This window comes from Nonomuraea sp. NPDC005650, assembly GCF_040605375.1.
In the GTDB taxonomy this organism is placed as follows: Bacteria; Actinomycetota; Actinomycetes; order Streptosporangiales; family Streptosporangiaceae; genus Nonomuraea.
In genome coordinates this window covers 28,325-52,800 of the sequence record NZ_JBEXCR010000055.1, presented here as the reverse complement: position 1 = coordinate 52,800, position 24,476 = coordinate 28,325, and the positions used below count along the sequence as shown (strand labels likewise).

Here is a 24,476-nt window from a genome sequence, read left to right as displayed (position 1 = left end):
TGCTTCAGTGACAACAGATCTGAGACCTTCCCTCGCTGCCCCGACGCCGGCAGCGACGTCCCGGCCGGCCACGTGGTGGCGGTCCGGGGCCGGCTCGCTGACGGAGGTGCGCTGGGCCGTCGCCGCCACCACGCTGTTCGCCGCCGGCGGCCTCGCCCAGCTGGCCGGGACGCCGCCCTGGCTGTGGTGGACCCTGTACCTGGCCTGCTACGCCGCCGGCGGTTGGGAGCCGGGCCTGTCCGGGCTGAAGGCGCTGCGCGAGAAGACGCTGGACGTCGACCTGCTGATGGTCGTCGCGGCCATAGGCGCGGCCGCGATCGGGCAGGTCTTCGACGGCGCGCTGCTGATCGTCATCTTCGCCACCTCCGGCGCGCTGGAGGCCGTGGCCACCAAACGCACCGAGGACTCCGTGCGCGGCCTGCTCGACCTGGCCCCTGACCAGGCCGCCCGCATCGACGACAGCGGCGAGGAGGAGGTCGTGGCGGCCGCCGACCTGCGGGTCGGCGACATCATCCTGGTACGGCCGGGAGAACGGATCGGCGCCGACGGCAAGGTGGTGGCCGGGGCCAGCGACGTCGACCAGGCCTCCATCACCGGTGAGAGCCTGCCCGTGGACAAGCAGACCGGCGACGAGGTGTTCGCCGGCACGTTGAACGGCACCGGCGCGCTGCGCGTGCACGTCACCCGGCCGGCGTCCGAGACGGTGATCGCCCGCATCGTGGCGATGGTCGAGCAGGCGAGCGCCACCAAGGCTCGCACCCAGCTGTTCATCGAGAAGGTCGAACAGCGCTACTCCATCGTCATGGTCGCCGCCACCCTCGCCCTGTTCACGCTGCCCCTGTTGTGGGGCACGTCGGTGCAGGACAGCCTGCTGCGGGCCATGACGTTCATGATCGTGGCCTCGCCGTGCGCGGTGGTGCTGGCCACCATGCCGCCGCTGCTGGCCGCCATCGCCACCGCCGGCCGCCACGGCGTGCTGGTCAAGTCCGCCGTGGTGATGGAACAACTGGCCGACGTCACCCACGTCGCCTTCGACAAGACCGGCACCCTGACCGAGGGCCGCCCGTACCTGGCCCACCTGCGCGCCCTGCCCGAGGTCGAGGCGGGAACGGAAACCGACCGGCTGCTCACGCTCGCGGCCGCGGCCGAGCAGGGCAGCGAGCACCCGCTGGGTCGAGCCATCGTCGCCGCCGCCCACCAGCAGGGGCTGCCGCTGCCGGCCGCCACCGAGTTCGCCGCCCTGCCCGGGCGAGGGGTGCGGGCCCGCGTCGACGGCCAGGTGGTCGAGATCGGCAGCCCTGCCCACCTGCTGGATCCGTCCGATGATGCGGCACCGGCGCACGCGGCGGTGGCCGAACTGGAGGACGACGGGCACAGCGCCGTTCTGATGCTCCTGGACGGACGCCCCGCCGCGGTCCTCGGCCTGGCCGACCGCATGCGCCCCGGCGCCGCGCAGGTGGTCACGCAGCTGACCAGCCTGACCGGCGCCACTCCGGTGCTCCTGACCGGCGACAACCCGCGGGCGGCGGCCCGGGTGGCGGGCCAGGCTCAGATCACCGACGTACGGGCGGGGCTGCTGCCCGAGGACAAGGTGCACGCGGTGCGCGAACTGCAGCAGCACCAGGCTCGGGTGGCACTGGTCGGCGACGGGGTCAACGACGCCCCCGCCCTGGCCACCGCCCACGTCGGGATCGCGATGGGCCGCACGGGCGCCGACCTCACCCTCGATGCCGCCGACGCGGTCATCACCCGCGACGAACTGGCCACCGTCCCCGCCGTGCTCGCCCTCGCCCGGCGCGCCCGCCGCCTGGTGGTGGCCAACCTCGTCATCGCCGGCACCTTCATCGCCGTGCTGGTGGCCTGGGACCTGTTCGGCGACCTGCCGCTGCCGCTCGGCGTGGCCGGGCACGAGGGATCCACCGTCATCGTCGGCCTCAACGGGCTGCGGCTGCTGCGCAACGCCGCCTGGCGGCGCGCCTCGGCCATGAGCACGCCCGCGGGCCGGCGGAGCTGACCGGGACCGCCGCCGAACTCCTCCCCGTCCCTGCCCGGGGCCCGCTTGGGCCCCGGCGGGCGGGTTGGGTACTACCCGGTATGAACGTACGGCATCACCCGAACGCTGTGGTGGCGGAACGACCGGACCCATCAGAGGAGAAGCGCGTGACCCCCAGCCCTGCCCACGACCAGGTGTCCCATCCAGCGGGCCATGACATCCTGCGGACCGCGCTCGGCCATGCCGAAGCCGTGCTGAACGGCCGCCTGCGGGCGGCGTTCGCGATCGGCAGCCTGGCCCACGGCGGCTTCGTACCCGAGGTCAGCGACGTGGATATGGCGCTGATCGTCGACCGGGCCGACGAGCACACCGATGAGAGCATCGTGACGGTCCGGCGCCACACGATCCGCGACTACGCCGGCTCGGCCCGCCACGCCCTGGCCGAACGGCTGTCGATCTTCTGGAGCGACTGGGAGAACCTGCGCACGGGCCACCACGCCGGGCGCTTTCCCGCCACCGACCGGCTCGACCTGCTCGACTCCGGCGTGCTCCTGTACGGCGGCGACCAGCGCGCCACCTGCGCCCGGCCCGGCCACGGAGACCTTCTCCTCGACAGCGCCACCTTCGCCGCGGCCAAATGCGCCGACCCTGACCACCTGCGGATGCTGCGCGACGCCGACGGCCTGGCCCGCAAGGGCGCGCGAGCCGTCACCAAGGTCGTGCTCCTGCCCGTACGACTCCTCTACACCGTCGTCACCGGCGCACTCGGCCGCAACGACACCGCCGCACACTGGTACACCGCCACCCCCAGAACCTCCGGCACCTTGGTGCACCACGCCGCGCGCTGGCGCACCCGGGGCATCGCCGACGTCACCGCCGCCGCCGACCTGCTCGGCCACGAACTCCTGCCGCTGTACCGGCACAGCCTCGACCGCATCCACCACGAGGTCGCCGCATCCGGCCACACCGACCTGGCCGCCAGGCTGGCCCGCCTGCACGCGACCCTCACCTGACACCCGCACACCTGCCCCGCCGCGGGCGGTGGGTTGGACGCCTGTCAACGAGGTCGCAGAGCGAGCAACTCCGAGACCGTGACGAATCGGTATCCCTGGTCACGCAGGCCCGCGACCAGGCTTTTGATGGCCTCACGAGTGTTCTGCCCGCCGGCGTACCACGGGTGGAGCAGGATGATCGATCCCGGCCTGGTCTCCTCGCGCACAGCCGCGACGATCTCGGCGGCGGTGGGAGTCGCGCCGGAGTCGGGCTCCACGCCCCACATGACCGTGCGCCTTTGGTGGTCGGCCAGATAGAGCGGTAGCGCCAGCAGTTTCTTGCCCGTCGGCGGGCGGAAGAGGATCTCGCCGCGCTGCCCCGCCGTCCGGATGGCCGCATCGGTGCGCTCGACCTCACTCGCCACGGTGGCGGGGGGAACGAAGACCATCCGCCGGTGGGTGTAGGTGTGGTTGGCGAGCTGATGGCCCGCGGCGACCAGCGCCTGCGCGGCCTGTGGCCGGGCTTCGACCTGGGATCCGATGACGAAGAACGTCGCGTGGACGCGCTGCTGGGCGAGGATGTCGATGATCTCGGGGGTGTGCTCGTCAGGGCCGTCATCGAAGGTGAGGGCGACGACCTTCTCGTCGGTGGGCACGCGGTCGATCAGCTCGCCCGCCAGCTGGAAGGTCCGCGAGTTCATCAGCTGATACAGGCCGATCGCGCCAAGGAGGAGGACGGTGAGAAGGGCCGCGAGAAGCTTGAGCCATCTTCTTCGCGGGACCGTTGCTGCTGCGTTCATGGGTGATCATGGAATCACAGGCCGGGCAGCCGGGTGACCGCGTCGGCCGAGCCCGGCTCCGGCCGGGCTCGGCCCTCGACGCAGGACCGCGCTGGTCAGCGCGACGGGTTCGGCCTCAGTGGGGGACCACTCCGTCCGCCAGAACTCGACGGTAGACCGCCACCCGGTCCTCGACGCTGTCCAGGCAGCAGCTGGAGCACTTCACCGCCTCGTCCGAGGTGTAGTAGAGGCAGCACGTGTTGCGCAGGTAGAACAGCCCTTCGCGATCGTCCTCCCGCAGTCTGATCACTTCGCCGAGCTTCTCGAGCCCGCGGGTGGAGGCGGAGAGGAACTCCTCGTAGGCCCGTTGCAGCAGGTCGACGTCGCCGCCGCGCCGGCTGGCGATGCAGAACGCCGCCGCGCACCCGTGCGCCACCCCGCCGTTGAGCTGGCGTAAGCCCGCCCGGGTCCGCGTACGCATGGCGCGTGCGAGCGGGAGCAGATGCTCATCGAGCACCCAGGAGACAAGCGTCTCGACGGGCGCCTCCACGGTGCGCGGCTCGCGCAGCGCGACCGCCTCGAACCCGTGGTGCTCGGAAAGCCGGATGGCCACGTTGTGCGGCCGCATGTCCACGACCACCCTGTCTAGCGCCCATGCGAGCAGCGCGGACGCGGTCACCGTTCCCGCGTACACGGCCATGACGGTCAGTGCGGTGGCGTGATCCGATTTCTGGCCGCTGGCCACGCGCTCGGCCGCCAGCACGCGGGAGAGCTCTTGCGATGAGGGGTCGAGCAGCCGGTCGCAGGCGATCCAGTCGTCGTGCGGCGTCAGGCCGCGTTCGAGCCGGAAACGGTCCCCGAAGGACTCCAGTCGCGAGAAGACATCCATCAGAGCGGAACCGCACTACGTAGTGTCATAGTAGACGATGATACCCCTAACGGGTATGAGGTAGAAAGGGATGATTCGCCGAGGGGGCACGGGCCGGCCCCGGACAGGCTCAGGTGGAGGCCTGAAGGAGCTGGGTCGTATAGGCGTGGGACGGGGATCGGGCCAGGTCTTCCGCCGGACCGTGCTCGACGATCCGGCCTGCCTGGAGGACCAGGATGCGGTCGCACGACTGGACGGCCTCGCCCAGGTCGTGGGTGACGAGCAGGACGGCGAGGCCGCAGTCGGTGGTCAGGGATCGGAGGGTGGTGGCGATCCCCGCGCGGGTCGAGACGTCCAGCATGGAGGTGGCCTCGTCGGCTATGAGCAGCGCTGGACCGCCGGCGAGCGCTCGGGCGATGGACACCCGCTGGCGCTGGCCGCCGGACAGCTGGCCGGGGAAGCGGGCGAGGAACTCGGGGTCGTCCGGCAGCCCGGCGGCGGCCAGCGACTCCCGGACGCGGCCGAGCCGCTCGCCGCGAGGCACCCCCGCCACCGCCATCGGCTCACCCACCAGCGCCGCGACCCGCATTCCCGGGTGGAGCGAGTCGTAGGGGTCCTGGTGGACGAAGCCGATGCGCTGTCTCAGACGCCGTAGCGCACGGCCGGTCGTCAGCTTCTGGCCTTCGAGCGTCACAACACCCGCGGTCGGCTTGATGAGACCGAGCAGAATCCGGGCAAGGGTGCTCTTGCCCGATCCGCTCTCGCCCACCAGACCGACGATCTCGCCCGCGCGGATCTCAATGCTGACGTCGCGCAGTGCGTCCACGACCCGTGATCGGGCCCGGTACGTGTGCCGGATGCCCGACGCGCTGACCACGACGCCGCCCAACGGGCTGTCGGCGCGGGGCACGTTCGGGTAGGAGGGGTGTTCCGGCTCGGCGTGGCGGTGGCAGGCGACCTGCGCCTCTCCGGACGCGACCAGGGGCGGTGTCTCCTCACGGCAGCGGTCGACGGCGAGCGGGCAGCGTGCCGCGAACGCGCAGCCGGGCAGGGCGTGCCCGAGGGCGGGCGCGGAGCCGGGGATGCTGCCCCATGCGACCTCGCGGTCGGCGACGGGGGTCGCGGTGAGCAACCCGGCGGTGTAGGGGTGGGCGGTGGCCGGGGAGAGCGCGCGAGCAGGGCGGACTTCGGCGAGGCGGCCCGCGTACATGATGGCGACGCGGTCGGCGTACGGGAGCAATCCCGCCAGGTCGTGCGAGACGATCAGCATGCTGGTCCGCAGCTCCGCCAGGAGAGCCAGGATCTGCCGCTGGGTGATGGCGTCCAGCCCGGTGGTGGGCTCGTCGGCGACCAGCAGGTCCGGCTCGCCGGCCAGGGCGAGCGCGATGGCCACCCGCTGGCGCTGTCCGCCGGACAGCTCGTGCGGATAGGACCTGAGCATCGTCCGCTGGAGCCCAACGCGGTCGAGCAGATCGGCGGGGTCCGCGGCGCCGCCGTGCAGGGTGAGCATCTCGGCGAGCTGGGCGCCGATCCGGTGCACGGGGCTGAGCCCGGTCATCGCGCCCTGTGGCACGGTGGCGACGCGGGTGCCGCGTACCCCCGCCCAGTCGGTGCGGCCCACCAGCTCGTGCCCACCCAGCACTGCGGACCCGCCGGCCTGCGCCGTGGCGGGCAGCAGGCCGAGCAGGGTGCGGGCCAACGAGGTCTTGCCGCAGCCGCTCTCGCCGACCAGCGCCAGGATCTCGCCGTCGGCGATGTCGAGGCTGACCTGCGAGACCGCGGCCAGGCCGCCGTAGCTGACGGTCAGGTCACGTACGTTCAACGTCATCGCGCAGCCTCCCGCAGGGCAGGGTTGAGCCGTTCCTCCACCGCGACGCCGATCAGGGCGAGGGAGAGCACTGTGAGCGTGATGGCGGCGCCGGGCGGCAGAGCCCACCACAGCCAGGCGTCGGACAGGAAGACGCCGTTGGTCTGCACCCAGTAGAGCGTGGTGCCCCAGCTGGGCGTGGTCGGGTCGCCGAGGCCGAGGAAGGACAGGGTGGCGTCGTAGATGATGGCGACCTTCGCGGTGCGGACGAAGACCGGGATGAGCAGCGGCCCGATGAGGTACGTGCCGTGGCGGGCCAGCAACCACCAGGCCGGTGCGCCCATGGCCCGCGACACCTCCAGATGGCCGCGGGACCAGGCGGTGAGCACCCCGGCCCGGAGCACGCGGGCGGGGACCGGCCACAGGATGAGCGCCAGGATCGCCGCCCGGACGCCGAAGGACTGGCCGAGGAACGCCGCCGCCAGGATGTAGAGGATCAGCTCGGGCAGGATGAGCAGGACGTCCGCGCCGCGCATCAGCGAGACCGACAGCCAGCGCGGGCCGATCCCGGCGGCGCCGCCGATGATCGCGGCCAGCAGGGTGGTGCAGACGGAGACGATGAACGCCAGGCTCAGGGAGGTGCCGGCGCCCACGATGAGCTGGTCGAGCAGGTCCCGGCCGAGATCGTCTGAACCCAGCGGCAAGCCCGCCCGCGGCGGCGCGTACGGCTCGGCCACCCGCTCGCGTCCCGCGTCATCGGGCAGGGCGACTCCGTACAGCGCGATGGCGACGATCGCGCCGAGGACGCCTACGCCGATCACTCCTTGCGTCCCGAGCAGGTGGCGGCGCGGCGCCTTGAGGAACATCATCTCCGGCCTCCGGTTCTGGCGCGGGGATCAAGCAGCGGGTACGTCGCGTCGGCGAGCGCGTTCATGAGCACCACCATCACGGTGAGCACCAGGAACGCCCCCTGCATGAGCGGGTAGTCGCGCGCGGTTATCGCGTCGAACGTGAGCCGCCCGAGGCCGGGATAGGCGAAGACGGTCTCGACCACGATCGCCCCGGCGGCCAGGAAGCCGATCTCCAGCATGAGGATCGTGTGCACGGGCAGCAGCGCCGGGCGCAGGGCGTGCCTGCGCACGAGCCTGCCGTACGGCACCCCGCGGGCGTGGGCGTGCTGCACCGGCTCGCTGGTCAGCACGGTGAGCAGGGACGAGCGGGTGTAGAGGAACAGATACCCCAGGCCGGTGACGGTCAGCGTCGTCACCGGAAGGATCAGGTGCTGCAGGACCCCGGCCGCCGTCACCCCGTCCGGCCCGGAGACGCCGTAGGTGGGCAGCAGCTGGAGCTTCACCCCGAACAGGACGATCAGCAGCATGCCCAGCCAGAACTGCGGCACCGAGTCGGCGACCACGGCCGCGCCGAGCAGTCCGGAACCCTTGCCCCGGCGGCGGCGCAGCGCGCCCGCGACGCCCAGCGTCACCCCCAGGACGGCGGTCACCACGGTGCTGGTGCCCACCAGCAGGAGCGTCCACGGCAGCGCGTCCGCCAGCGCCTGCGTGACCGGGCGGCCGTCCGACAGCGAGGTGCCCAGGTCCAGGGTGAACACGCCGGTCAGGTAGTCGAGGAACTGCTGGGGGAGCGGTCGGCCGAAGCCGTACTGCGTGGCGATCTGCGCGCGCTCGTCGGCCGTCAACCTGGCCAGCGCCTCCGGGCTGCCGAACAGCTTGAGCGGGCCGCCGGGCAGTGCCCGGGGCAGCGCGAAATTGAGGGTGAGCGCGACCAGGAGGACGGTGAGGTATTCGGCCAGCCTGCCCGCGAAGTAGCGGGAGTAGCGCAGGCGGCCGGGTTGGATCGCCGTCATCCGAGGCGGTAGTCGACGAGGGAGAACTTGTTCAGCGCGGCGGCGCCGTTCTGCCAGGTCCAGCCGCTGTAGACATCCTTGCGGAAGGCATAGGCGCCGTTGCGGTAGTACAGGGTGAGGAACGGCACCTGCTCCGCTATCTGGGCCTGGAGCTTCCTGGCGGCTTCCGTCCTGGCCTCCATGGTGGGTGCGGCGGTCATGGTGGTGATGATCTCGTCGACGGCCGGGCTCTTGAAGCCGACGACGTTCAGGCTGCCGTCGTCCGGGTCGGAGGCCAGGAGCTGGCCGATGGTGCCGCTGCTGAGCATCACCGGGGCGGACCAGCCCCACATGGACATGTCGTAGTTACGCCCCTTGCGGACGTCGTAGTCGGGCCACACCTTGGTGTCGAGCGAGTCCGAGTCGAGCGAGGTGACCTTGACGGCGACGCCCACGTTCTTGAGCATGTCGCGGATCAGCTCGGCGCTGCGCAGCCGGTCGGTGGAGGAGCTCTGCACGAGCAGCTCGTACGACATGGGTTTGCCGTCCAGCACCCGGGTTCCGTCCGGTCCCGGCTTGGCGCCGAGGCCGTCGAGCTCCCGCTTGGCCGCCTCGGCGTCGAAGATCGGCGCAAGCTGGTCACCCTTGACCGGCGACTCCGCGTGGATGAATCCGGGGTTTCCGGGCGTGCCCTGCCCGAGCAGCGCGGTCTTGACCAGGTCGGTGGTGTCGATGGCCTTGGCCAGCGCCCGCCGCACCTCGGCCCGGTCGAACGGCGGCCTGGTGGTGTTGAACGCCAGCAGCGTGGAGGCGAACTCGGTGCCCTTGACCACGCCGATGTTCGGCTGCCTCTCCAGCGTCGCGAGCTGCTGCGGAGGGACGATGCGGGCCGACATGTGCACCTCGCCGGTGCGAAGGGCGGCGAACTGCGTGGACTCCTCGGGGATCACGGCCACTTTGACCGAGTCCACCTTGGGCTTGCCCAGGGCGTAGGCGGGGTTGGCGGTCAGGGTGTAGCCACGGGCGTTGTCGTACCGGGTCAACTTGTACGGCCCGCTGCCGACGGCCTTGTCCACCCCGGCCGTGCTGACCTTCTGCACCGACTCCCACAGGTGCTTGGGCAGGATCGCCATGTCAGCCAGGATCCGGCGCGGGAACTCGGGGTCGGGCGCCTTGAGGGTCATGGTCACCACGTCGCCGCTGACGCTGACCTCGTCGATCGGGCGAACGTCGATCGACGAGTCGCCCGACAGGTTCTTGCGGTAGAACTCGACGCTGAACCGCACGTCGTCGGCGGTGAGCGGCTTGCCGTCGTGCCAGGTGACGCCTGGCCGGAGCGGCAGGGTGAACGTCTTGTTGTCGGAGGTCTTGATCTCCCTGGCCAGCAGGGGCGTGACGGCGTCGCCCCGCACGATCACCAGCGTGTCGAAGAGCAGCTTCACCAGGTTGTTGCCCGGGTAACCGGTCTGATTGGTGAAGGGCGTGAGCGTGCCCTCGTCCGAGGAGATGGCGATCGTGATGCTCTTCGCCTGCTGGGCGGCGGGTGCGGTGGGTGTCGTGCCGGTGCTGGATCCGCATGCCGTGAGGAGCGCGAGGGAGAGCAGTGCGGCGGCGGGTCGGTGGTACAACAAAACCTCCGGGGGGTATATGAGGTGCAAATGACCCCATGGGGGAGGGCGTGCGTTGCACGTGACTCTATAGGTCTGCCACGTAGATGCAAGCGTCGATCGTGTAAACACCATGATTCGCGCTGACCTGGGAATACTCGCCTTAGACGGTCCGCGGGCGGCGACTCTTGTGTGCGGTTGATCAGCGCTCTACTATGCCCCCTAATAGCCCGGCTGGCTGCTGTGATCGCCCACTTGAGCGTTGAACCATCTGAGATGCCGCCGGTGGCGACCTTGGCGAACCCGTGCGTGACGCGCTCCAGAACGACCGGCAGCACCTGGCTACCCTCTCCGCCCGTCCGTCAACTGGGAATATTCGCGAGTTGAAATACGGTAGGGGGGTATAGTACTTTGGAGAAGTCGGAAGGAGGAGACATGGTCGGATACAGCGACAACAAGCAGGACCAACTGCGTAGGCTGCGCCGGATCGAGGGTCAGGTGCGGGGGCTGCAGCGGATGGTCGAGGACGACAAATACTGCATCGACGTCCTGACGCAGGTGTCGGCGGCCACCAGTGCCCTGCAGTCGGTCGCCATCTCCCTGCTCGAGGATCACCTGGCCCACTGTGTCGCCGAGGCCGCCGCCAAGGGCGGGCCCGAGGCGCAGGCCAAGGTCAAAGAGGCTTCCGACGCCATCGCGCGGCTCGTCCGCTCCTGACAACACCAACACACCGGAAGGTTGATCGATATGGCTACCGCTACCTACACCGTCAAGGGCATGACCTGTGGCCACTGTGTGAGTTCGGTGAAGGAAGAGGTCGGTGAGGTTGCCGGGGTCACCTCGGTCGAGGTGGATCTGGCCAGTGGCCTGCTGACCGTCGAGAGCGACAACCCCGTGGACGCGGCGAAGATCGTTTCGGCCGTGGAGGAAGCGGGCTACGAGGTGGCGAATCCGGCATGAACGCGGCAACGAAACTGGGTGCCTACGCGCTGGGGCTGGCCGTCGTCTTCGGCGGCGCCCTGGGCGTCGGGAACGCGATGGGAGACGTCGGTCCGGCGCCGGCCAAGCCGGAGCATGGCGCGACCCATTCGACTCCCGCCGCCACCGCCGAAAGTCACGGCGGCCATGAGGAGACCACCACCGCAACAGCGCAGGACGATACCCCTGGGGGGCTCCAAGTGTCCCAGAACGGCTACACCCTCAACCCGTTAACCACGATCAAGGCCGGCGAGTCCACGGACTTCCGCTTCACCGTGACCGGGTCCGACGGCAAACCGGTGACCGACTACCAGGTCCAGCACGACAAGAAGCTCCACTTCATCGTGGTCTCGCGGGATCTGGCGACATTCCAGCACGTACACCCCGACATGGCCGCCGACGGCGTGTGGTCGGTCAAGCTGACGCTGGACGACCCCGGCGCCTACCGGGCCTTCGCCGACTTCGCCCCCACGGGTGGGAGCGGCCTGACCCTCGGCGCGGATCTGCTGGTCGCGGGCGACTACAAGCCGAAGCCCCTGCCCGAGGTGGCTCGGACGGCAGAGGTGGACGGCTACACGGTCTCCCTGACGGGCGATCTCGTGCCCGGCCAGGCCAGCAAGCTCACGCTCAGTGTGAGCAAGGACGGCAAGCCGGTCACGGATCTGCAGCCGTACCTGGGAGCGTACGGACATCTGGTCGCCTTGCGGGCCAGTGACCTCGCCTACCTGCACGTGCACCCGGACGGCGAGCCGGGCGACGGCAAGACGGCGGCCGGACCCGAGATCACCTTCTACGCCGAGGTGCCCAGCGGCGGCGACTACCGGCTGTTCCTGGACTTCCAGCACGACGGTAAGGTCCGCACGGCGGACTTCGCCGCACAGGCCGGGCCCGGACAGCCCAAGCCCACGTCGGAGCCGAGCGCCAGCCCGTCTCACGGCAAGCACCCGCACTGATCGCAGGACACGAAAGAAAGGAGACGTGATGTCGTCCCTGACTGAAGGCAGGGCTGTCGAGCTGTCGATCGGCGGCATGACCTGCGCGTCCTGCGCCAACCGGATCGAACGCAAGCTCAACAAGCTCGAAGGCGTGAGCGCGACCGTCAACTACGCGACGGAGAAGGCCAAGGTCACCTTCCCCGAGGGGGTGGATCCGCAGCAGCTGATCGCCGAGGTGGAGAAGGCCGGCTACACCGCCGCGCTGCCCGCCCCGCCCCCCGAGCCGGGGGCCGAGGCCGGGCAGGAGCCCGCCGACGAGCTGCGGCCGCTGCGTGAGCGGTTGATCACCGCCGTCGTGCTGAGCGTGCCGGTGGTCGCGATGGCGATGGTTCCGGCGCTGCAGTTCACGAACTGGCAGTGGTTGTCGCTGACGCTGGCCGCGCCGGTGGTGGTGTACGCGGGATGGCCGTTCCACAAGGCGGCCTGGACGAACCTGCGGCACGGTGCCGCCACGATGGACACGCTGATCTCGGTCGGCACGCTGGCCGCGCTCGGATGGTCGTTGTGGGCGCTGTTCTTCGGCACCGCGGGCACGCCCGGGATGACGCACCCGTTCGAGTTCTCCATCGAGCGCACCGACGGCTCGGGCAACATCTACCTGGAGACCGCCGCGGCGGTGACCGCGTTCATCCTGGCCGGCCGCTATTTCGAGTCCCGTGCGAAGCGGCGGGCGGGGGCGGCGCTGCGGACGCTGCTGGAGCTGGGCGCCAAGGAGGTGGAGCTGGCCGACGGCCGCCGCGTCCCGATCGAGCAGCTGCAGGTCGGTGACACCTTCGTGGTCCGGCCCGGAGAGAAGATCGCCACGGACGGCGTGATCACCGAGGGCTCCTCCGCGGTGGACGCCTCGATGCTGACCGGCGAGTCCGTGCCGGTCGAGGTGCGACCGGGCGACGCGGTGACCGGGGCCACGGTGAACGCGGGCGGCCGCCTCATCGTCAAGGCCACGCGGGTCGGCGCCGACACCCAGCTCGCCCAGATGGCGAAACTGGTGGAAGAGGCGCAGACCGGCAAGGCGGCGGTGCAGCGGCTGGCCGACCGGATCTCCGGGGTGTTCGTGCCGATCGTGATCGCGCTGGCGGTCGGCACGCTCGGGTTCTGGCTCGGCACCGGAAACGGCACGGGCGCCGCGTTCACCGCCGCGGTGGCGGTGCTGATCATCGCCTGCCCGTGCGCACTGGGCCTGGCGACTCCGACCGCCCTGCTGGTCGGTACGGGCCGGGGTGCCCAGCTGGGCATCCTGATCAAGGGCCCGGAGGTGCTGGAGTCCACCCGCAAGGTCGACACGATCGTGCTGGACAAGACCGGCACCGTCACCGAGGGCAGGATGACCCTGGTCGCCGTGCACCTGGCCGAAGGGGAGAGCCGCGAGCAGGTGCTCAGGCTGGCGGGCGCGCTGGAGCACGCCTCCGAGCACCCGATCGCCCAGGCCATCGCCCGTGAGGCCCGGTCCGACGCCACCGTGGAGGACTTCGCCAACGTCGAAGGGCTCGGCGTTCAGGGCATCGTGGACGGCCACGCGGTCCTGGTCGGCCGGCCCCGGCTGCTGGCGGAGTGGTCCCAGCACCTGCCCGTCGACCTCGAACGCCAGTTGGCCGAGGAACAGGCGGCGGGCCGCACCGCGGTGGCGGTCGGCTGGGACGGCCAGGCCCGTGCGGTGCTGGTGGTCTCCGACGTGGTCAAGCCCACCAGCAAGCAGGCGATCGCCGAGCTCAGGGCTCTTGGCCTGACCCCGGTGCTGCTGACCGGCGACAACGAGGCGGTCGCCAGGACCGTGGCGGCCGAGGTGGGCATCGACGAGGTGATCGCCGAGGTGCTGCCCGCCGACAAGGTCGAAGCGGTCAAGAAGCTGCAGGCCGAGGGCAAGGTCGTGGCCATGGTCGGTGACGGGGTCAACGACGCCGCCGCACTGGCCCAGGCCGACCTGGGCCTGGCGATGGGCACCGGCACCGACGCCGCCATCGAGGCGTCCGACCTCACCCTGGTCCGCGGTGACCTCAGGGTCGCGGCCGACGCGCTCCGGCTGTCGCGCCGTACGCTGTCCACCATCAAGGGCAACCTGTTCTGGGCCTTCGCCTACAACGTGGCCGCCCTGCCGCTGGCCGCGCTCGGGCTGCTCAACCCGATGATCGCCGGAGCCGCGATGGCGTTCTCCAGCGTGTTCGTGGTCAGCAACAGCCTGCGGCTGCGCCGCTTCAAGTAAGAAACCGCTCCCTGTGGCCGAAGGCGATCAACGCCTTCGGCCACAGGGCGTTCGTGTGCCTCGGCGCTCAGTCTCCGGCGGCGGCAGGGCGGGGGAGGCGGAGCCGTTTGAGTGCGAGCGCGTTGACCGCGACGATGAGGCTAGATCCGGACATCGACAGCGCGGCGATCTCCGGTCGCAGCACCAGCCCGAAGGCGGGTTCGAAGACGCCGGCCGCGATCGGCAGCGCGATCGTGTTGTAGCCGATCGCCCAGCCCAGGTTCTGCCGCATCTTGCGCAGCGTGCCGCGGCCGATGGCCAGCGCGGTCGGCACGTCGAGCGGGTCGGAGCGCATGAGCACCACGTCGGCGGTCTCGATGGCGACGTCGGTCCCGGCGCCGATCGCGATGCCGAGGTCGGCCCGGGCGAGCGCGGGGGCGTCGTTGACGCCGTCGCCGACCATCGCGACCCGGCGCCCGCCGCGCTGCAGCTCGGCGATCTTGTCGGCCTTGTCGCCCGGCAGCACCTCGGCGATCACCGTGCCGATCCCGAGCCGGTCGGCGATCCGCCGGGCGGTGGCCTCGTTGTCACCGGTCAGCATGACCACCTCGACACCGGCCGCGCGCAGCGCCGCGACGGCGGCCGCCGAGCTGTCGCGGGGCGCGTCGGCCAGGCCGATCACCCCGGCCGCGCGCCCGTCCACGGCGACGACGACCGCGGTACGCCCGCCCGCCGCCAACTCCTCGCGCCGGGCCGCCAGCGGCCCCAGGTCGACGCCTTCCGCCTGCATGAGTTTGGTGTTGCCCACCGCGACCCGGTGCCCGTCCACCTGCGCCGTGGCGCCGTGACCCGGGACGTTCTCGAACGTGACGGCCCGCGGGACGTCCGGGCCGGCGTACCGGACCACGGCCTCGGCCAGGGGATGCTCGGACTCGCGCTCGACGGCGGCGGCCAGCCGCAGCAGCTCGGCCTGCTCCATCCCGTCGGCGATCACGTCGGTGACCTCGGGCTCGCCCCTGGTCAGGGTGCCGGTCTTGTCCATGACCACGGTCTGGACGCGGGCGGAGGTCTCCAGCGCCATCGCGTTCTTGAACAGCACGCCACGCTTGGCGCCCAGGCCGGTGCCCACCATGATCGCGGTGGGGGTGGCCAGGCCCAGCGCGTCGGGACAGGTGATCACGACCACCGTGATCGCGAACAGCATCGCCGTGCCGGCCGCCGCGCCCGCCAGCAGCCAGAGCGCCAGCGTCAGCCCGCCGCCGATGAGCGCGACGAAGACCAGCCAGAACGCCGCCCGGTCGGCCAGGCGCTGCCCCGGGGCCTTGGAGTTCTGGGCCTGCTGGACGAGCTTGACGATCTGGGCGAGGGCGGTGTCGGCGCCGACCTTGGTGGCCCGTACCCGCAGCGTGCCGTTCTTGTTGATGGTGGCGCCGACGACCGCGGAGCCGGGGGACTTGTGCACCGGCAGGCTCTCGCCGGTGACCATCGACTCGTCGACCTCGCTCTCGCCCTCCAGGACCGTGCCGTCCACGGCGATCTTCGAACCGGGACGGACCAGCAGGAGGTCCCCGGCCACGACCTCGGCGGTGGGGACCTCCACCTCCTCGCCGTCGCGGATCACCACGGCCCTGGGCGGGGCCAGGTCCAGCAGCGCGCGGATCGCGTCGTTCGCCCCGCCCCTGGCCCGCATCTCGAACCAGTGCCCCAGCAGCACGAACGCCGCCAGCACGGTCGCCGCCTCGTAGAACACCTCGCCGCCGCCGGTCAGCGTGATGTACAGCGAGTACAGCCAGCCCGCCCCGATCGCCACCGCGACCAGCACCATCATGTCCAGCGTGCGGGCCCGCAGAGCCCGTGCGGCGCCGTCGAAGAAGATCCACGACGAGTAGAAGATCACCGGCAGGCTGAGCAGCAGCGCCCACACGTCCTCGCGCAGGCCGAACGGCACCGGCACGTGCAGCCCCAGCACCTCGCGCCCGATCGGCGACCAGATCAGGATCGGGACCGACATCACGGCCGCCACCAGGAACCGGTTGCGCATGTCGGCCACCATGGCCTCCATCGACCCGGCGCCATGCCCCCCGTGCCCCATCATCTCGTGCGGCGACGGGCCGGCCTCGTGGCCCGCGTGTTCTTCACGCGGAGCGGCCGAAGTGGCGCGGTGGGCGTGCTCGCCGCCTGGTGGTCCGGGCTCTGCCATGGGGTCGCAGACGTGCGACGGCACGGACTGGCCCGCGCAGTGATAGCCGCATTCCCGCACCCAGCGGCGCAGCTCGGCCAAGGACGTGGCCCTCGGGTCGAAGACCACGGTGGCGGTCTGCCCGACCGGGTTCACCTCGACCTCGATCACGCCAGGGCGGCGGCTCAGGACGGTACGCACGACGTTCTGCTCAGAGGCCCACCGCAGCCCGCTCACGTCGAGAACCGCCGTGCTGCGATCCCCGGTCGTCATGGTCGCCCTCCATACCCGCCGATGGCGTGCTCGCAGGAAGCGTGGATCTACCACTTGTCATAGTAGTAACCGGCTTCACGCCCGTACGTGTGGCGCAGGGTACAGAGAGATCCGCTCCGCGACCATGGACTGGAAGTGGCGGCAGCTGGTGAAGTCCTCGTGATCGCAGTCCAGCGCGCAGTCGATGAGCTCGAGCGAGGCCTGAAGCTCGGCGAGGTGCCGGGCGAGCTCCTCCCGCCGGCGAAGCAGCACGGCGCGCCGTTCCGCCGCATCCGAGGTGGCCGTCATCTCCCGGATCTCCTCCAGGCTGAACCCGGCTTCCTTGGCGCGCAGGATCACGGCGACCCGGTAGAGGTCGTCGGGCCCGTAGCGGCGCCGCTCGCCTCCGATGCGGGCCGGGGTGAGCAGCCCCATCGACTCCCAGTGCCGCAGGACGTGCGTGGCCAGGCCGAACCGTTCCGCGATCTCACCGATGCTCATGGTCGCATTTGACTTCATGTCGACATTAAGTCGCATGCTGGGGCACATGTCCAAGAACAACAACGACTCCATGGAGTCGCTCATCCGGATGCTCGACGTCGTCGACGCCTTGCCCGCGGCCGTCGCATTGCGCGCTCGGTCGTACGACCTGCTCACCCTTCCCGACGGCGCGGCCGTGGTGGACGTCGGCTGCGGCGCCGGGCGTGCGGTCGACGAGCTCGGGGAGCGCGGGATGCGGGCGATCGGCGTGGACCTCAGCGAGGAGATGATCGCGGTGGCCCGCCATCGCCGGCCGCGGTCCGACTTCAGGATCGGCGACGCCTTCGACCTGCCGCTCGAGGACGGGGAGGTCGCCGGATATCGGGCCGACAAGGTCTACCACGAGCTCGCCGACGCGGCCAAGGCGCTGGGGGAGGCCAGGCGGGTGCTCGCTCCCGGCGGGCGCATCGTGCTCATCGGGCAGGATTGGGACGCCTTCATCATCGACTCCGACGACCCCGCGCTCACGCGGACCATCGTGCACGCGCGCGCCGACCTGATCCCGAACCCACGTGCGGCTCGCCGCTACCGCAACCTGCTGCTCGACGAGGGCTTCCAGGACGTCCAGGTGGAGGCGCAGGCCGGTGTCTTCACCGACGCCGCCATGCTGCCCATGCTGACCGGCATCGCGCAGGGCGCCCGCGTCGCCGGCGCCGTCACCGCCGAACAGGAGACGGCCTGGGTGACCGAGCAGACAGAGCGGGCCCAGGCCGGACGCATGTTCCTGGCGCTGCCCATCTTCGTGGCCTCCGCATCGCGACCGGAGGAATAGCGCGCCCACGGAGCCGGGACCCCGCGGCGCGCTGCTCGCGGGGCCCCGCCCGCTCAGGACGAGCGCCTGCCTCGGTGTGTTCGCCGAGGCCGCGCATCGTGGTGGTCAGACCTTCTCGCGTGCCGTGATCGCCCGCTTGAGCTTGATCAGGTCCTTGGGGGAGTTGACCACGACGGCGCCCACCAGCACGCCGCGCCGGCTGAAGGCCACGGCGAAGCGATCTTCTTCCGGGGAGCCGGTGGCGATGCTCGCCGCGTCCGCGAGGTGCGGCAGCCCGGCCGTCTGGATGCGGGCGCCGTGCACATGGGTGGCGAAGTTCGGCACGTCCACGAACGGCTGAGCGTCCTGCGGCCCCGCCAGCAGATTACGGGCGGCGACCGCGCCCTGCTCGTTGGCGTTGGACCAGTGCTCGACGCGCACCAGCTCCCCGCCGAAGAGGGCGTGCGGCCAGCGCGCGACGTCCCCCGCGGCCACGACGTCGGTCGACTCCGTCGCGAACAGCGTCGGCTCACACAGCACGCCGTCGTCCACGGCCAGACCGCTGCCGTCCAGCCATTCGGTGTTCGGCAGCACGCCCATGCCGCCGACGACCAGGTCCGCGGCGATGGCCCGGCCGTCGCTGAGCCGTACCTGGCCGCCGTCCACGGCGGTGACCCGGACGTTCGTGACGAGCTCGACGCCGTTGCGCTCGTGGTGCCCGGCCAGCCAGCGGGACGCCTCCTCGCCCAGCCCGAAGTGCATGGGGTTCGGCGCCGAGTCGACCAGGGTGACCTTCCTGCCGAGCTGCCGGGCTGTGGAGGCCACTTCGCCCCCGATGAAGCCGCCGCCGATGACCAGCACGTGCTCGTGTCCCGATTCGAGCTCCGCGCGCAGCGCCAGCGCGTCCTCAAGGGTGCGCAGGGCGTGCACGCCGTCGAGCCGCCGCGGGCGCGCACCGCTGGCGATGACCAGGCCGTCGTAGCCGATCCCGGTGCCGTCGTCGAGGGTGACCGTCCGGTCCCGTACGTCGAGGCGTACGGCCTGCCGACCCCGCAGCCACTGGTCGCCGAGCTCCTCCGCGCCGGGAAGCGTGACGTCGTCGTCGCCGTGCAGCACGCTCTTCGAGAGCGGCGGGCGGTTGTACGGCACGTGCGTCTCGGCGCCGACCAGCGTCACCTCGCCCTCGAAGCCCTCCCGGCGCAGCGCCTGCACGGCCCGCAATCCCGCCAGCGAGGCACCGACGACGACGATCCTGTTGAGTCTGCTCATGCCGTCGACCATACCTATAGGGGGTATTGGTGTGGCAATGTGACTTGAGTCTCATATACCCCTGACCCGTATGTCTTGCGTTGAAGGTGATCGCGGCGTACCGTCTCCTGCGTATACCCAATGGGGGTATGAAGAAGGAGATGTGGCGAATGAGCACGAGCACGTACAAGGTGTCGGGGATGACCTGCAACGGGTGCGCCGGCAAGGTGAAGACGGAGATCGGCAAGGTCGCCGGGGTCTCCTCGGTGTCCGTCGAGCTGGCGACCGGGCAGGTCACCGTCACCTCGGACGGCCCGATCGACGACGCCGCGATCGTGAACGTTGTGGAAGAGGTCGGCTACGAAGTGGTCGCCGGCTGATCATGCGCGGAGTGGGCGCGTGAACGTTGGGTCGGGGAGCGACTGTCATCGCATCCCCGGCGCCATCTGATCTAAGACAGGGTGTGCGGACTCCGACAATATGTATGCCGGATGTCGCCTCGTACACTGGCCGGGTGCCGAAACTGTGGAACGAGACGATCGAGGCGCATCGCCGTACCGTGCATGACGCGATCCTGGACGCCGCCGTCGAGCTGGTGGCCGAGCGGGGGCTGCTGGCGGTGACCATGTCGCAGATCGCCGAGAAGGCCGGCATCGGCCGGGCGACGCTCTACAAGTACTTCCCCGACGTCGAGACGATCCTGGTGGCCTGGCACAGCCGCCAGGTCGCGGGGCACCTGGAGCACCTCTCCCGGGCGGGGGAGCATGAGGGCGACGCCGGGAAGCGGCTCGAGGCCATGCTGGAGACGTACGCGCTCATGCACCAGCAGATGGCCCGCCACGGGTTCGCCCCCGACCTGGTCGCGCTCCTGCACCGGTCGCAGGACGTCGGCCACGCCCAGCACCAGTTGCACGCCTTGCTGGGCGACGCGCTCGCCGAGGCCGTGCGGGCCGGTGCCGTACGTGACGACGTGGCGGCGGCGGAGCTCGCCGCGTACTGCCTGCACGCGCTGCAGGCGGCCACCGTCCTCTCCTCGAAGGCCGCCGTCCGGCGGCTCGTCGCGGTCACCCTGGACGGGTTGCGCGCTCGCTGAGCCGGTAGCGGCGGCTCGGCCTTCCGGTCTCAGCCGGCCTTGGCCGTCGAGCGGCGGCGGCGCCAGAAGTGGGTCGCCACGAGGGCGACCTTCACCAGAACGGCCACCAGGACGACGTCCGCGCCCAGGCCCGCCCATTGCGGGATCGCCAGCACACCCGCGGCCAGGCCGGCGTGTACGACCACGGCCAGGACCGCGGCCAGAGTGAGGCCGAGCACGGTGTGCCGTCGCCGGCGCGGCGCGGGGTCCGCGATGGCCGCGTCGAAGGTCGCGCCGGGCCCGCTCCAGTCCACGGTCAGGTTGTCGCGCCTGCCCATTCTGGTGATGTTCCTGGTGACGAGCGCCTGGACGCGGTGCAACCCGTCCTCGTCCTCGGCCTCGACGCGCACAGTCAGCGCAGTGGGGGTGGCCCGCAGGAAACAGATCGCCCCGTCGACGGTGATGGTTCCCTCGGTTTCCGAATACTCGGCCTTGATGTCTTTGGGCCTTTCGCCGCCCGGGTGGGGACGGCGGCCGGGGTGGCTGGGCAGCCCGTGGCCCATCTGGGTGGCGTGCCGGCATAGCTGGGCGAGGTAGCGGCCGGCGCGGTCGGTCGTGACGTGGGCTTCGGCGGTTGGCACGGGGTTCCTTTCGGGGTTTCCGGTAGGGCGACACGTACGCGTCTAAGTGAGCGAACTGTATCTGATATATACACTATGTATCGCAAAATTCCGGAGCCGGCGCGAATCATGTGAGGAGTTCAAGGCGTATGAGCACGCTTGAGGTGGATGGAGCCCGCCTCTACTACGAGACCCACGGCAGCGGCCCGCTGACGGTCCTGATCACCGGAGCGCCGGGCGTGGCCGAGGTGTACCGGGAGGTCGTCCAGCACCTGGGCGGGCGTCACACCGTCGCCGTCTACGACCGTCGTGGCTTCTCCAGAAGCCACCTCGACGGCCCGCAGGACTACGACCGCCGGTTGCGGACCGACGCCGACGACGTGGGATGCCTGATCGAGCACCTGGGGCTCGGGCCGGCGATCGTCTTCGGCGCCAGCTCCGGGGCCACCGTCGCCCTGGAGCTCCTCGCCCGCCACCCGTCCACGGTCCGCACTCTCATCCCGTACGAGCCGCCCGCCTTGCGGCTGCTCCCCGACGGGGACAAATGGGAGGACTTCTTTTCCGAGGTCTATGACCTGTACCGGCTCGAAGGGATCGAGCCGGCGATGAAGACGTTCAGGGAACGGACGTTCGCGCCGTCGGACCACCGGCACATGGCCCGCGCTCCCAGGAACGATGCCAACGCCGCCTACTGGTTCGAGCACGAGCTACGCCAGTACCCGCCCGCCGCGCTCGACCTGACGGCGCTCGCCGCGCACGCCGATCGGATCGTCCCCGCGGCCGGTCGCGAGTCGCAGGGCTACCCGTGCCATCGGGCGGCGGTGGAGCTGGCCGGGCGCCTGTCCAGGGACCTGTTTGAGCTGCCCGGCGGCCATATCGGCTTCGTCACCGACGCTCCCCGCTTCGCCGCGGAGCTCGGCCGGCTTCTCGCGGGCACGGTGTCCTGAACGCCGCGGTGGCCGGATCCCTCCGGCCACCGCGGCGAAGACCGCGCGACGACTACAGCAGGCTGCTCCAGTACGACCAGAACCGGATCCCGATCAACGTGAGGATGACCAGGTACCACACCGTGAGCGTCACCGTGTGGTACTCCGTCAGCTTGCGCTGAGGCCCGCTCGACATGCAGCTGAGGTTGTGCAGGCTGACGTACCAGAAGATCGGCATGGTCACCGCCCAGACGATCATGCAGTACGGGCAGAGCGCGCCGATGACGTAGAGGCTCTGGAAGATCAACCAGTGGATGAAGACCGCCCCGGCGGTCACACCCGCCTGCAACCCGAGCCAGAACCAGCGGCGTGGCCGCGCACCCGCCAGGAGCGCCGCCCCCACGGTGGTGACGACGGCGAACCCGGCTATGCCCAGCAGCGGGTTGGGAAAGCCGAACAGCTCCGCCTGCGGCGTACGCATGATCGAGCCGCAGGACAGGACCGGGTTGATGCTGCAGCTGGGCACGTAGGCCGGGTCCTTCAGCAGCGCGATCTTCTCGACCGTCAGCACGAACGACGCCACGAGCCCGATCAGGCCGCCGGCCAGCAGCAGCCGAGGCAGGAGCCGGGGGAACGGATCGGCGGCCACCCGCGGCTCGTCGAGCTTACTTGGCGAGCTCAGCATCGATGGCCGCCTTGAACTCGTCGGATGAGCGCGGTTCGATCTTCTTCTCGTTGAGGAAGAACGTGGGCGTGCCCTGGACCCCCAGGGCCTCCCCGTCGGCCGCGTCCTTCTTCACCCGGGCCAGCGTGGCCGGGTCGGCGTAGGCCTTGTCCCAGGCCGCCATGTCCAGTCCCAGGCCCTGGGCGAGCTGGCGGAAGAACGGATCTGCCGCCACCTTCTTCTCGGCCCATTGGCTCTGGGTCTGGTACATCTGCTGGTACATCGGCTCGAACTTGCCCTGCTGCGCGGCCGCCTCGACCGCGCGGGCGGCCCGTTCGGCGTTGAAGTGGCTGGCGATCGGGAAGTATCGCGCCACGAAGGTGACCTTCCCGGCGTACTGCTTCCGGATCTCCTCAACGGTCGGGAAGTACGCCTTGCACGCCTCACACTCGAAATCGAGGAACTCGACGAGCGTGACCTTGCCGTCGGGAGCGGTCTGCAGCTTGTGGCTGTCCTTGCGGACGAACTGGGTCTCACCCGCCGCCAGCTGACCTGCCCGCTCGCCGGCGGCGTCGAGCCGGTTGATCACCACGAACGCGCCCACGACCAGGACGAACACCCCGATCACCACCAGCGACACCTTGAGATTGCGGCGGCGGGCGTCCTGCCGTCTACCCTCCTCCCGGGCCGCCTCCACCTTGGCGCGCCGCATCTCGGTTCGCTCTTGCTCTCGCGACACCCGCAACTCCTTCCAACCACGTCTGATCGGCCGGGGCGGCCGAAGTTCTACGCAGTGTAGAAGATGCGGGGATACTCTCGACATAAATCACGTAACCGAGAGGGTTCATGGAGTGGCCGGGGCGGTCGGCCTGGCCCTTGGCACGATGTCGTGAGGGCGCGCGTCAGCGCCCGTCCTGGTGGACGGTGGTGGGCCGCCGGGACCTGAAGGTGTCCTGCTACTTCTTCTCTTGGAGGGTGACGGTGACCTCGCTGAGCTTGCCGTCCCTCATGTAAGTGATCTTGACCTGCTGGCCCGGCTTGAACCCTCTGACCTGCCCCACCACGGTTTCCCCTGCGTCAACCGCAGTGTCGCCGATCTTGGTGATCAGGTCTCCCTGCTTCAGGCCCGCCTTGTCCGCCGGACTCCCCGCGGTGATCTGCCCGATCAGGGCGCCCGGCACGTCGCCGGTCGCGTCGGTGACGCTCACGCCGAGGAACGCGTGGGTGACCTTGCCGGTGCTGATGAGCTGCTCGGAGACCTGCTTGGCGGTGTTGACCGGGATGGCGAAGCCGACGCCGCCGCCCGCGGCGTTCGAGGCGATGGCGGTGTTGATGCCGATCAGCTCGCCGGCGGCGTTCACCAGCGCGCCGCCGGAGTTGCCGGGATTGATGGCGGCGTCGGTCTGGATGGCGCCGCCGATCGTGGTCCCGGCGCTCTGCTGCTGCTCCTGGCCGAAGCCCGGCGGGATCTGCTGCCGCTGGTCAGGGCCGGTGGTGAGGGTACGGTCGAGCGCGCTGACGATGCCCGCCGTAACCGATCCGTCCAGCCCGAGCGGGCTTCCGATGGCCAGCACGGAGTCGCCGACCTTGAGCGCGTCGCTGTCGCCGAGAGTGGCCTTGGCCAGCCCGGAGACGCCTTCCGCCCGGATGACGGCCAGGTCGGTGGCCGGGTCGGTGCCGACGACGCCTGCCTTGGCGGTCTTGCCGTCGCTGAACTTGACGGTCATCTGGCCGCCGCCCTGACCGGCCCCCTCGACCACGTGGTTGTTGGTGAGGATGAGGCCGTCCGGGGACAGCACCACGCCGGAGCCCTCGCCGCTCTGGCCCTGGATCATCACGACGGTCGGCTGCACCTTGGCAGCGACCTCGGCCACGGAGAGCTGGCCGGCGGCCGGCTTGGAGACGGGACTCGGCGCGCTCGCGGTGGCCACCGGCTCGGGCCGGAACGTGTTGGCGACGACGGCGCCCACGACGCCGCCGCCGATGGCCACGGCGGCCAGGGCCAGCGCGGCGACGGCCCTTCGGCCGTTGCCGGCGGGAGGCGGCGGCGGTGGCGGCTGCTCCATGGCGATCGTGTCATATCGGGGGAAGTCCCCGGTCACCGGCGGTGCGCTGCCGAGCTGACTCCACCCGCCGGTCCCGTGCTGATGGGGCTCGCTCGCGTTCATCCGTCATCTCCTTGA

The 24,476-nt window shown here is 70.6% G+C and carries 23 protein-coding genes; 10 read left to right on the top strand and 13 right to left on the bottom strand.

Translation table 11 applies throughout. The annotated features are described in order from the left end of the window. Window positions 1-7 precede the first annotated feature (7 nt). Together ABZS69_RS56955 and ABZS69_RS56950 are read left to right on the top strand one after the other, a co-directional pair. Window positions 8-2,014, top strand: coding sequence for a heavy metal translocating P-type ATPase (locus ABZS69_RS56955; protein ID WP_355390026.1), 2,007 nt, complete (start codon window positions 8-10; stop codon window positions 2,012-2,014). 146 nt (window positions 2,015-2,160) lie between these two features. Beyond that, window positions 2,161-3,006, top strand: coding sequence for a hypothetical protein (locus ABZS69_RS56950; protein WP_355390024.1), 846 nt, complete (start codon window positions 2,161-2,163; stop codon window positions 3,004-3,006). A gap of 44 nt (window positions 3,007-3,050) precedes the next feature. Here the strand turns inward: ABZS69_RS56950 and ABZS69_RS56945 are convergent, their stop codons facing one another. From ABZS69_RS56945 to ABZS69_RS56920, 6 genes are all read right to left on the bottom strand, one after another. Next, window positions 3,051-3,785, bottom strand: a complete 735-nt coding sequence (locus ABZS69_RS56945; protein WP_355390022.1) for a polysaccharide deacetylase family protein — start codon at window positions 3,783-3,785, stop codon at window positions 3,051-3,053. Between the two features lie 115 nt (window positions 3,786-3,900). Then, window positions 3,901-4,653 carry a (2Fe-2S)-binding protein gene (locus ABZS69_RS56940; protein ID WP_355390020.1) on the bottom strand — a complete coding sequence of 251 codons (753 nt, stop codon included), beginning with the start codon at window positions 4,651-4,653 and terminating at the stop codon, window positions 3,901-3,903. 109 nt (window positions 4,654-4,762) lie between these two features. Next, a complete protein-coding gene (locus tag ABZS69_RS56935; RefSeq protein ID WP_355390018.1) occupies window positions 4,763-6,460 on the bottom strand; it encodes an ABC transporter ATP-binding protein in 1,698 nt (565 codons plus the stop codon). Then, entirely contained in the window at window positions 6,457-7,308 is an 852-nt protein-coding gene (locus ABZS69_RS56930) for an ABC transporter permease (protein WP_355390016.1), read from the bottom strand. Before ABZS69_RS56930 ends, ABZS69_RS56935 begins: the two co-directional genes overlap by 4 nt. Continuing rightward, window positions 7,305-8,303, bottom strand: a complete 999-nt coding sequence (locus ABZS69_RS56925) for an ABC transporter permease (protein ID WP_355390014.1) — start codon at window positions 8,301-8,303, stop codon at window positions 7,305-7,307. Before ABZS69_RS56925 ends, ABZS69_RS56930 begins: the two co-directional genes overlap by 4 nt. Next, the gene (locus ABZS69_RS56920; RefSeq protein ID WP_355390012.1) at window positions 8,300-9,910 is read right to left on the bottom strand and encodes an ABC transporter substrate-binding protein; all 1,611 of its coding nucleotides are present in this window, start codon (window positions 9,908-9,910) and stop codon (window positions 8,300-8,302) included. Before ABZS69_RS56920 ends, ABZS69_RS56925 begins: the two co-directional genes overlap by 4 nt. A gap of 414 nt (window positions 9,911-10,324) precedes the next feature. Between ABZS69_RS56920 and ABZS69_RS56915 the strand changes: the two genes are divergently transcribed. From ABZS69_RS56915 to ABZS69_RS56900, 4 genes are read left to right on the top strand one after another with little or no spacing between them, the layout of a single operon-like run. Continuing rightward, the gene (locus ABZS69_RS56915) at window positions 10,325-10,606 is read left to right on the top strand and encodes a metal-sensitive transcriptional regulator (RefSeq protein ID WP_355390010.1); all 282 of its coding nucleotides are present in this window, start codon (window positions 10,325-10,327) and stop codon (window positions 10,604-10,606) included. Window positions 10,607-10,636: 30 nt separating this feature from the next. Then, window positions 10,637-10,849, top strand: a complete 213-nt coding sequence (locus ABZS69_RS56910; RefSeq protein WP_355390098.1) for a copper ion binding protein — start codon at window positions 10,637-10,639, stop codon at window positions 10,847-10,849. Next, entirely contained in the window at window positions 10,846-11,820 is a 975-nt protein-coding gene (locus ABZS69_RS56905) for a hypothetical protein (RefSeq protein ID WP_355390008.1), read from the top strand. Before ABZS69_RS56910 ends, ABZS69_RS56905 begins: the two co-directional genes overlap by 4 nt. Before the next feature lie 28 nt (window positions 11,821-11,848). Beyond that, on the top strand, window positions 11,849-14,062 hold the full coding sequence (locus tag ABZS69_RS56900) for a heavy metal translocating P-type ATPase (RefSeq protein ID WP_355390006.1): 2,214 nt from the start codon (window positions 11,849-11,851) through the stop codon (window positions 14,060-14,062). A gap of 67 nt (window positions 14,063-14,129) precedes the next feature. Here ABZS69_RS56900 and ABZS69_RS56895 read toward each other — a convergent pair whose 3' ends face one another. Together ABZS69_RS56895 and ABZS69_RS56890 are read right to left on the bottom strand one after the other, a co-directional pair. Next, window positions 14,130-16,493, bottom strand: coding sequence for a heavy metal translocating P-type ATPase (locus ABZS69_RS56895; protein WP_355390004.1), 2,364 nt, complete (start codon window positions 16,491-16,493; stop codon window positions 14,130-14,132). A gap of 75 nt (window positions 16,494-16,568) precedes the next feature. After that, complete coding sequence (locus ABZS69_RS56890; RefSeq protein ID WP_355390002.1) at window positions 16,569-16,973, bottom strand: MerR family transcriptional regulator; 405 nt, start codon at window positions 16,971-16,973, stop codon at window positions 16,569-16,571. Window positions 16,974-17,019: 46 nt separating this feature from the next. Here ABZS69_RS56890 and ABZS69_RS56885 point away from each other — a divergent pair, with 46 nt between their 5' ends. Continuing rightward, the gene (locus ABZS69_RS56885; protein WP_355390000.1) at window positions 17,020-17,784 is read left to right on the top strand and encodes a methyltransferase domain-containing protein; all 765 of its coding nucleotides are present in this window, start codon (window positions 17,020-17,022) and stop codon (window positions 17,782-17,784) included. 105 nt (window positions 17,785-17,889) lie between these two features. Here ABZS69_RS56885 and ABZS69_RS56880 read toward each other — a convergent pair whose 3' ends face one another. Then, on the bottom strand, window positions 17,890-19,032 hold the full coding sequence (locus tag ABZS69_RS56880) for an FAD/NAD(P)-binding oxidoreductase (protein ID WP_355389998.1): 1,143 nt from the start codon (window positions 19,030-19,032) through the stop codon (window positions 17,890-17,892). A 149-nt stretch (window positions 19,033-19,181) separates the two neighbouring features. Here ABZS69_RS56880 and ABZS69_RS56875 point away from each other — a divergent pair, with 149 nt between their 5' ends. Next, window positions 19,182-19,391 carry a heavy metal-associated domain-containing protein gene (locus ABZS69_RS56875; protein ID WP_355389996.1) on the top strand — a complete coding sequence of 70 codons (210 nt, stop codon included), beginning with the start codon at window positions 19,182-19,184 and terminating at the stop codon, window positions 19,389-19,391. A gap of 134 nt (window positions 19,392-19,525) precedes the next feature. Continuing rightward, a complete protein-coding gene (locus ABZS69_RS56870) occupies window positions 19,526-20,104 on the top strand; it encodes a helix-turn-helix domain-containing protein (RefSeq protein ID WP_355389994.1) in 579 nt (192 codons plus the stop codon). Between the two features lie 29 nt (window positions 20,105-20,133). Here ABZS69_RS56870 and ABZS69_RS56865 read toward each other — a convergent pair whose 3' ends face one another. After that, window positions 20,134-20,724, bottom strand: a complete 591-nt coding sequence (locus ABZS69_RS56865; protein WP_355389992.1) for a DUF2218 domain-containing protein — start codon at window positions 20,722-20,724, stop codon at window positions 20,134-20,136. A gap of 128 nt (window positions 20,725-20,852) precedes the next feature. Between ABZS69_RS56865 and ABZS69_RS56860 the strand changes: the two genes are divergently transcribed. Then, window positions 20,853-21,650, top strand: a complete 798-nt coding sequence (locus ABZS69_RS56860) for an alpha/beta fold hydrolase (RefSeq protein ID WP_355389990.1) — start codon at window positions 20,853-20,855, stop codon at window positions 21,648-21,650. Window positions 21,651-21,702: 52 nt separating this feature from the next. Here ABZS69_RS56860 and ABZS69_RS56855 read toward each other — a convergent pair whose 3' ends face one another. From ABZS69_RS56855 to ABZS69_RS56845, 3 genes are all read right to left on the bottom strand, one after another. Further along, window positions 21,703-22,314 carry a vitamin K epoxide reductase family protein gene (locus ABZS69_RS56855; RefSeq protein WP_355389988.1) on the bottom strand — a complete coding sequence of 204 codons (612 nt, stop codon included), beginning with the start codon at window positions 22,312-22,314 and terminating at the stop codon, window positions 21,703-21,705. After that, window positions 22,295-23,032, bottom strand: coding sequence for a thioredoxin domain-containing protein (locus tag ABZS69_RS56850; protein ID WP_355389986.1), 738 nt, complete (start codon window positions 23,030-23,032; stop codon window positions 22,295-22,297). The genes ABZS69_RS56855 and ABZS69_RS56850 overlap by 20 nt, the downstream gene beginning before the upstream one ends. Window positions 23,033-23,249: 217 nt before the next feature. Continuing rightward, a complete protein-coding gene (locus tag ABZS69_RS56845; RefSeq protein WP_355389984.1) occupies window positions 23,250-24,461 on the bottom strand; it encodes a trypsin-like peptidase domain-containing protein in 1,212 nt (403 codons plus the stop codon). Window positions 24,462-24,476: the final 15 nt, after the last annotated feature.

Coding starts and splice junctions, on each gene's coding strand:
- ABZS69_RS56885 (WP_355390000.1), top strand. CDS start 17,020: ATGTCCAAGAACAACAACGACTCCATGGAGTCGCTCATCCGGATGCTC.
- ABZS69_RS56925 (WP_355390014.1), bottom strand. CDS start 8,303: ATGACGGCGATCCAACCCGGCCGCCTGCGCTACTCCCGCTACTTCGCG.
- ABZS69_RS56880 (WP_355389998.1), bottom strand. CDS start 19,032: ATGAGCAGACTCAACAGGATCGTCGTCGTCGGTGCCTCGCTGGCGGGA.
- ABZS69_RS56900 (WP_355390006.1), top strand. CDS start 11,849: ATGTCGTCCCTGACTGAAGGCAGGGCTGTCGAGCTGTCGATCGGCGGC.
- ABZS69_RS56915 (WP_355390010.1), top strand. CDS start 10,325: ATGGTCGGATACAGCGACAACAAGCAGGACCAACTGCGTAGGCTGCGC.
- ABZS69_RS56945 (WP_355390022.1), bottom strand. CDS start 3,785: ATGAACGCAGCAGCAACGGTCCCGCGAAGAAGATGGCTCAAGCTTCTC.
- ABZS69_RS56895 (WP_355390004.1), bottom strand. CDS start 16,493: ATGACGACCGGGGATCGCAGCACGGCGGTTCTCGACGTGAGCGGGCTG.
- ABZS69_RS56940 (WP_355390020.1), bottom strand. CDS start 4,653: ATGGATGTCTTCTCGCGACTGGAGTCCTTCGGGGACCGTTTCCGGCTC.
- ABZS69_RS56875 (WP_355389996.1), top strand. CDS start 19,182: ATGAGCACGAGCACGTACAAGGTGTCGGGGATGACCTGCAACGGGTGC.
- ABZS69_RS56855 (WP_355389988.1), bottom strand. CDS start 22,314: ATGCTGAGCTCGCCAAGTAAGCTCGACGAGCCGCGGGTGGCCGCCGAT.
- ABZS69_RS56845 (WP_355389984.1), bottom strand. CDS start 24,461: ATGAACGCGAGCGAGCCCCATCAGCACGGGACCGGCGGGTGGAGTCAG.
- ABZS69_RS56935 (WP_355390018.1), bottom strand. CDS start 6,460: ATGACGTTGAACGTACGTGACCTGACCGTCAGCTACGGCGGCCTGGCC.
- ABZS69_RS56910 (WP_355390098.1), top strand. CDS start 10,637: ATGGCTACCGCTACCTACACCGTCAAGGGCATGACCTGTGGCCACTGT.
- ABZS69_RS56860 (WP_355389990.1), top strand. CDS start 20,853: ATGAGCACGCTTGAGGTGGATGGAGCCCGCCTCTACTACGAGACCCAC.
- ABZS69_RS56905 (WP_355390008.1), top strand. CDS start 10,846: ATGAACGCGGCAACGAAACTGGGTGCCTACGCGCTGGGGCTGGCCGTC.
- ABZS69_RS56930 (WP_355390016.1), bottom strand. CDS start 7,308: ATGATGTTCCTCAAGGCGCCGCGCCGCCACCTGCTCGGGACGCAAGGA.
- ABZS69_RS56890 (WP_355390002.1), bottom strand. CDS start 16,973: ATGAGCATCGGTGAGATCGCGGAACGGTTCGGCCTGGCCACGCACGTC.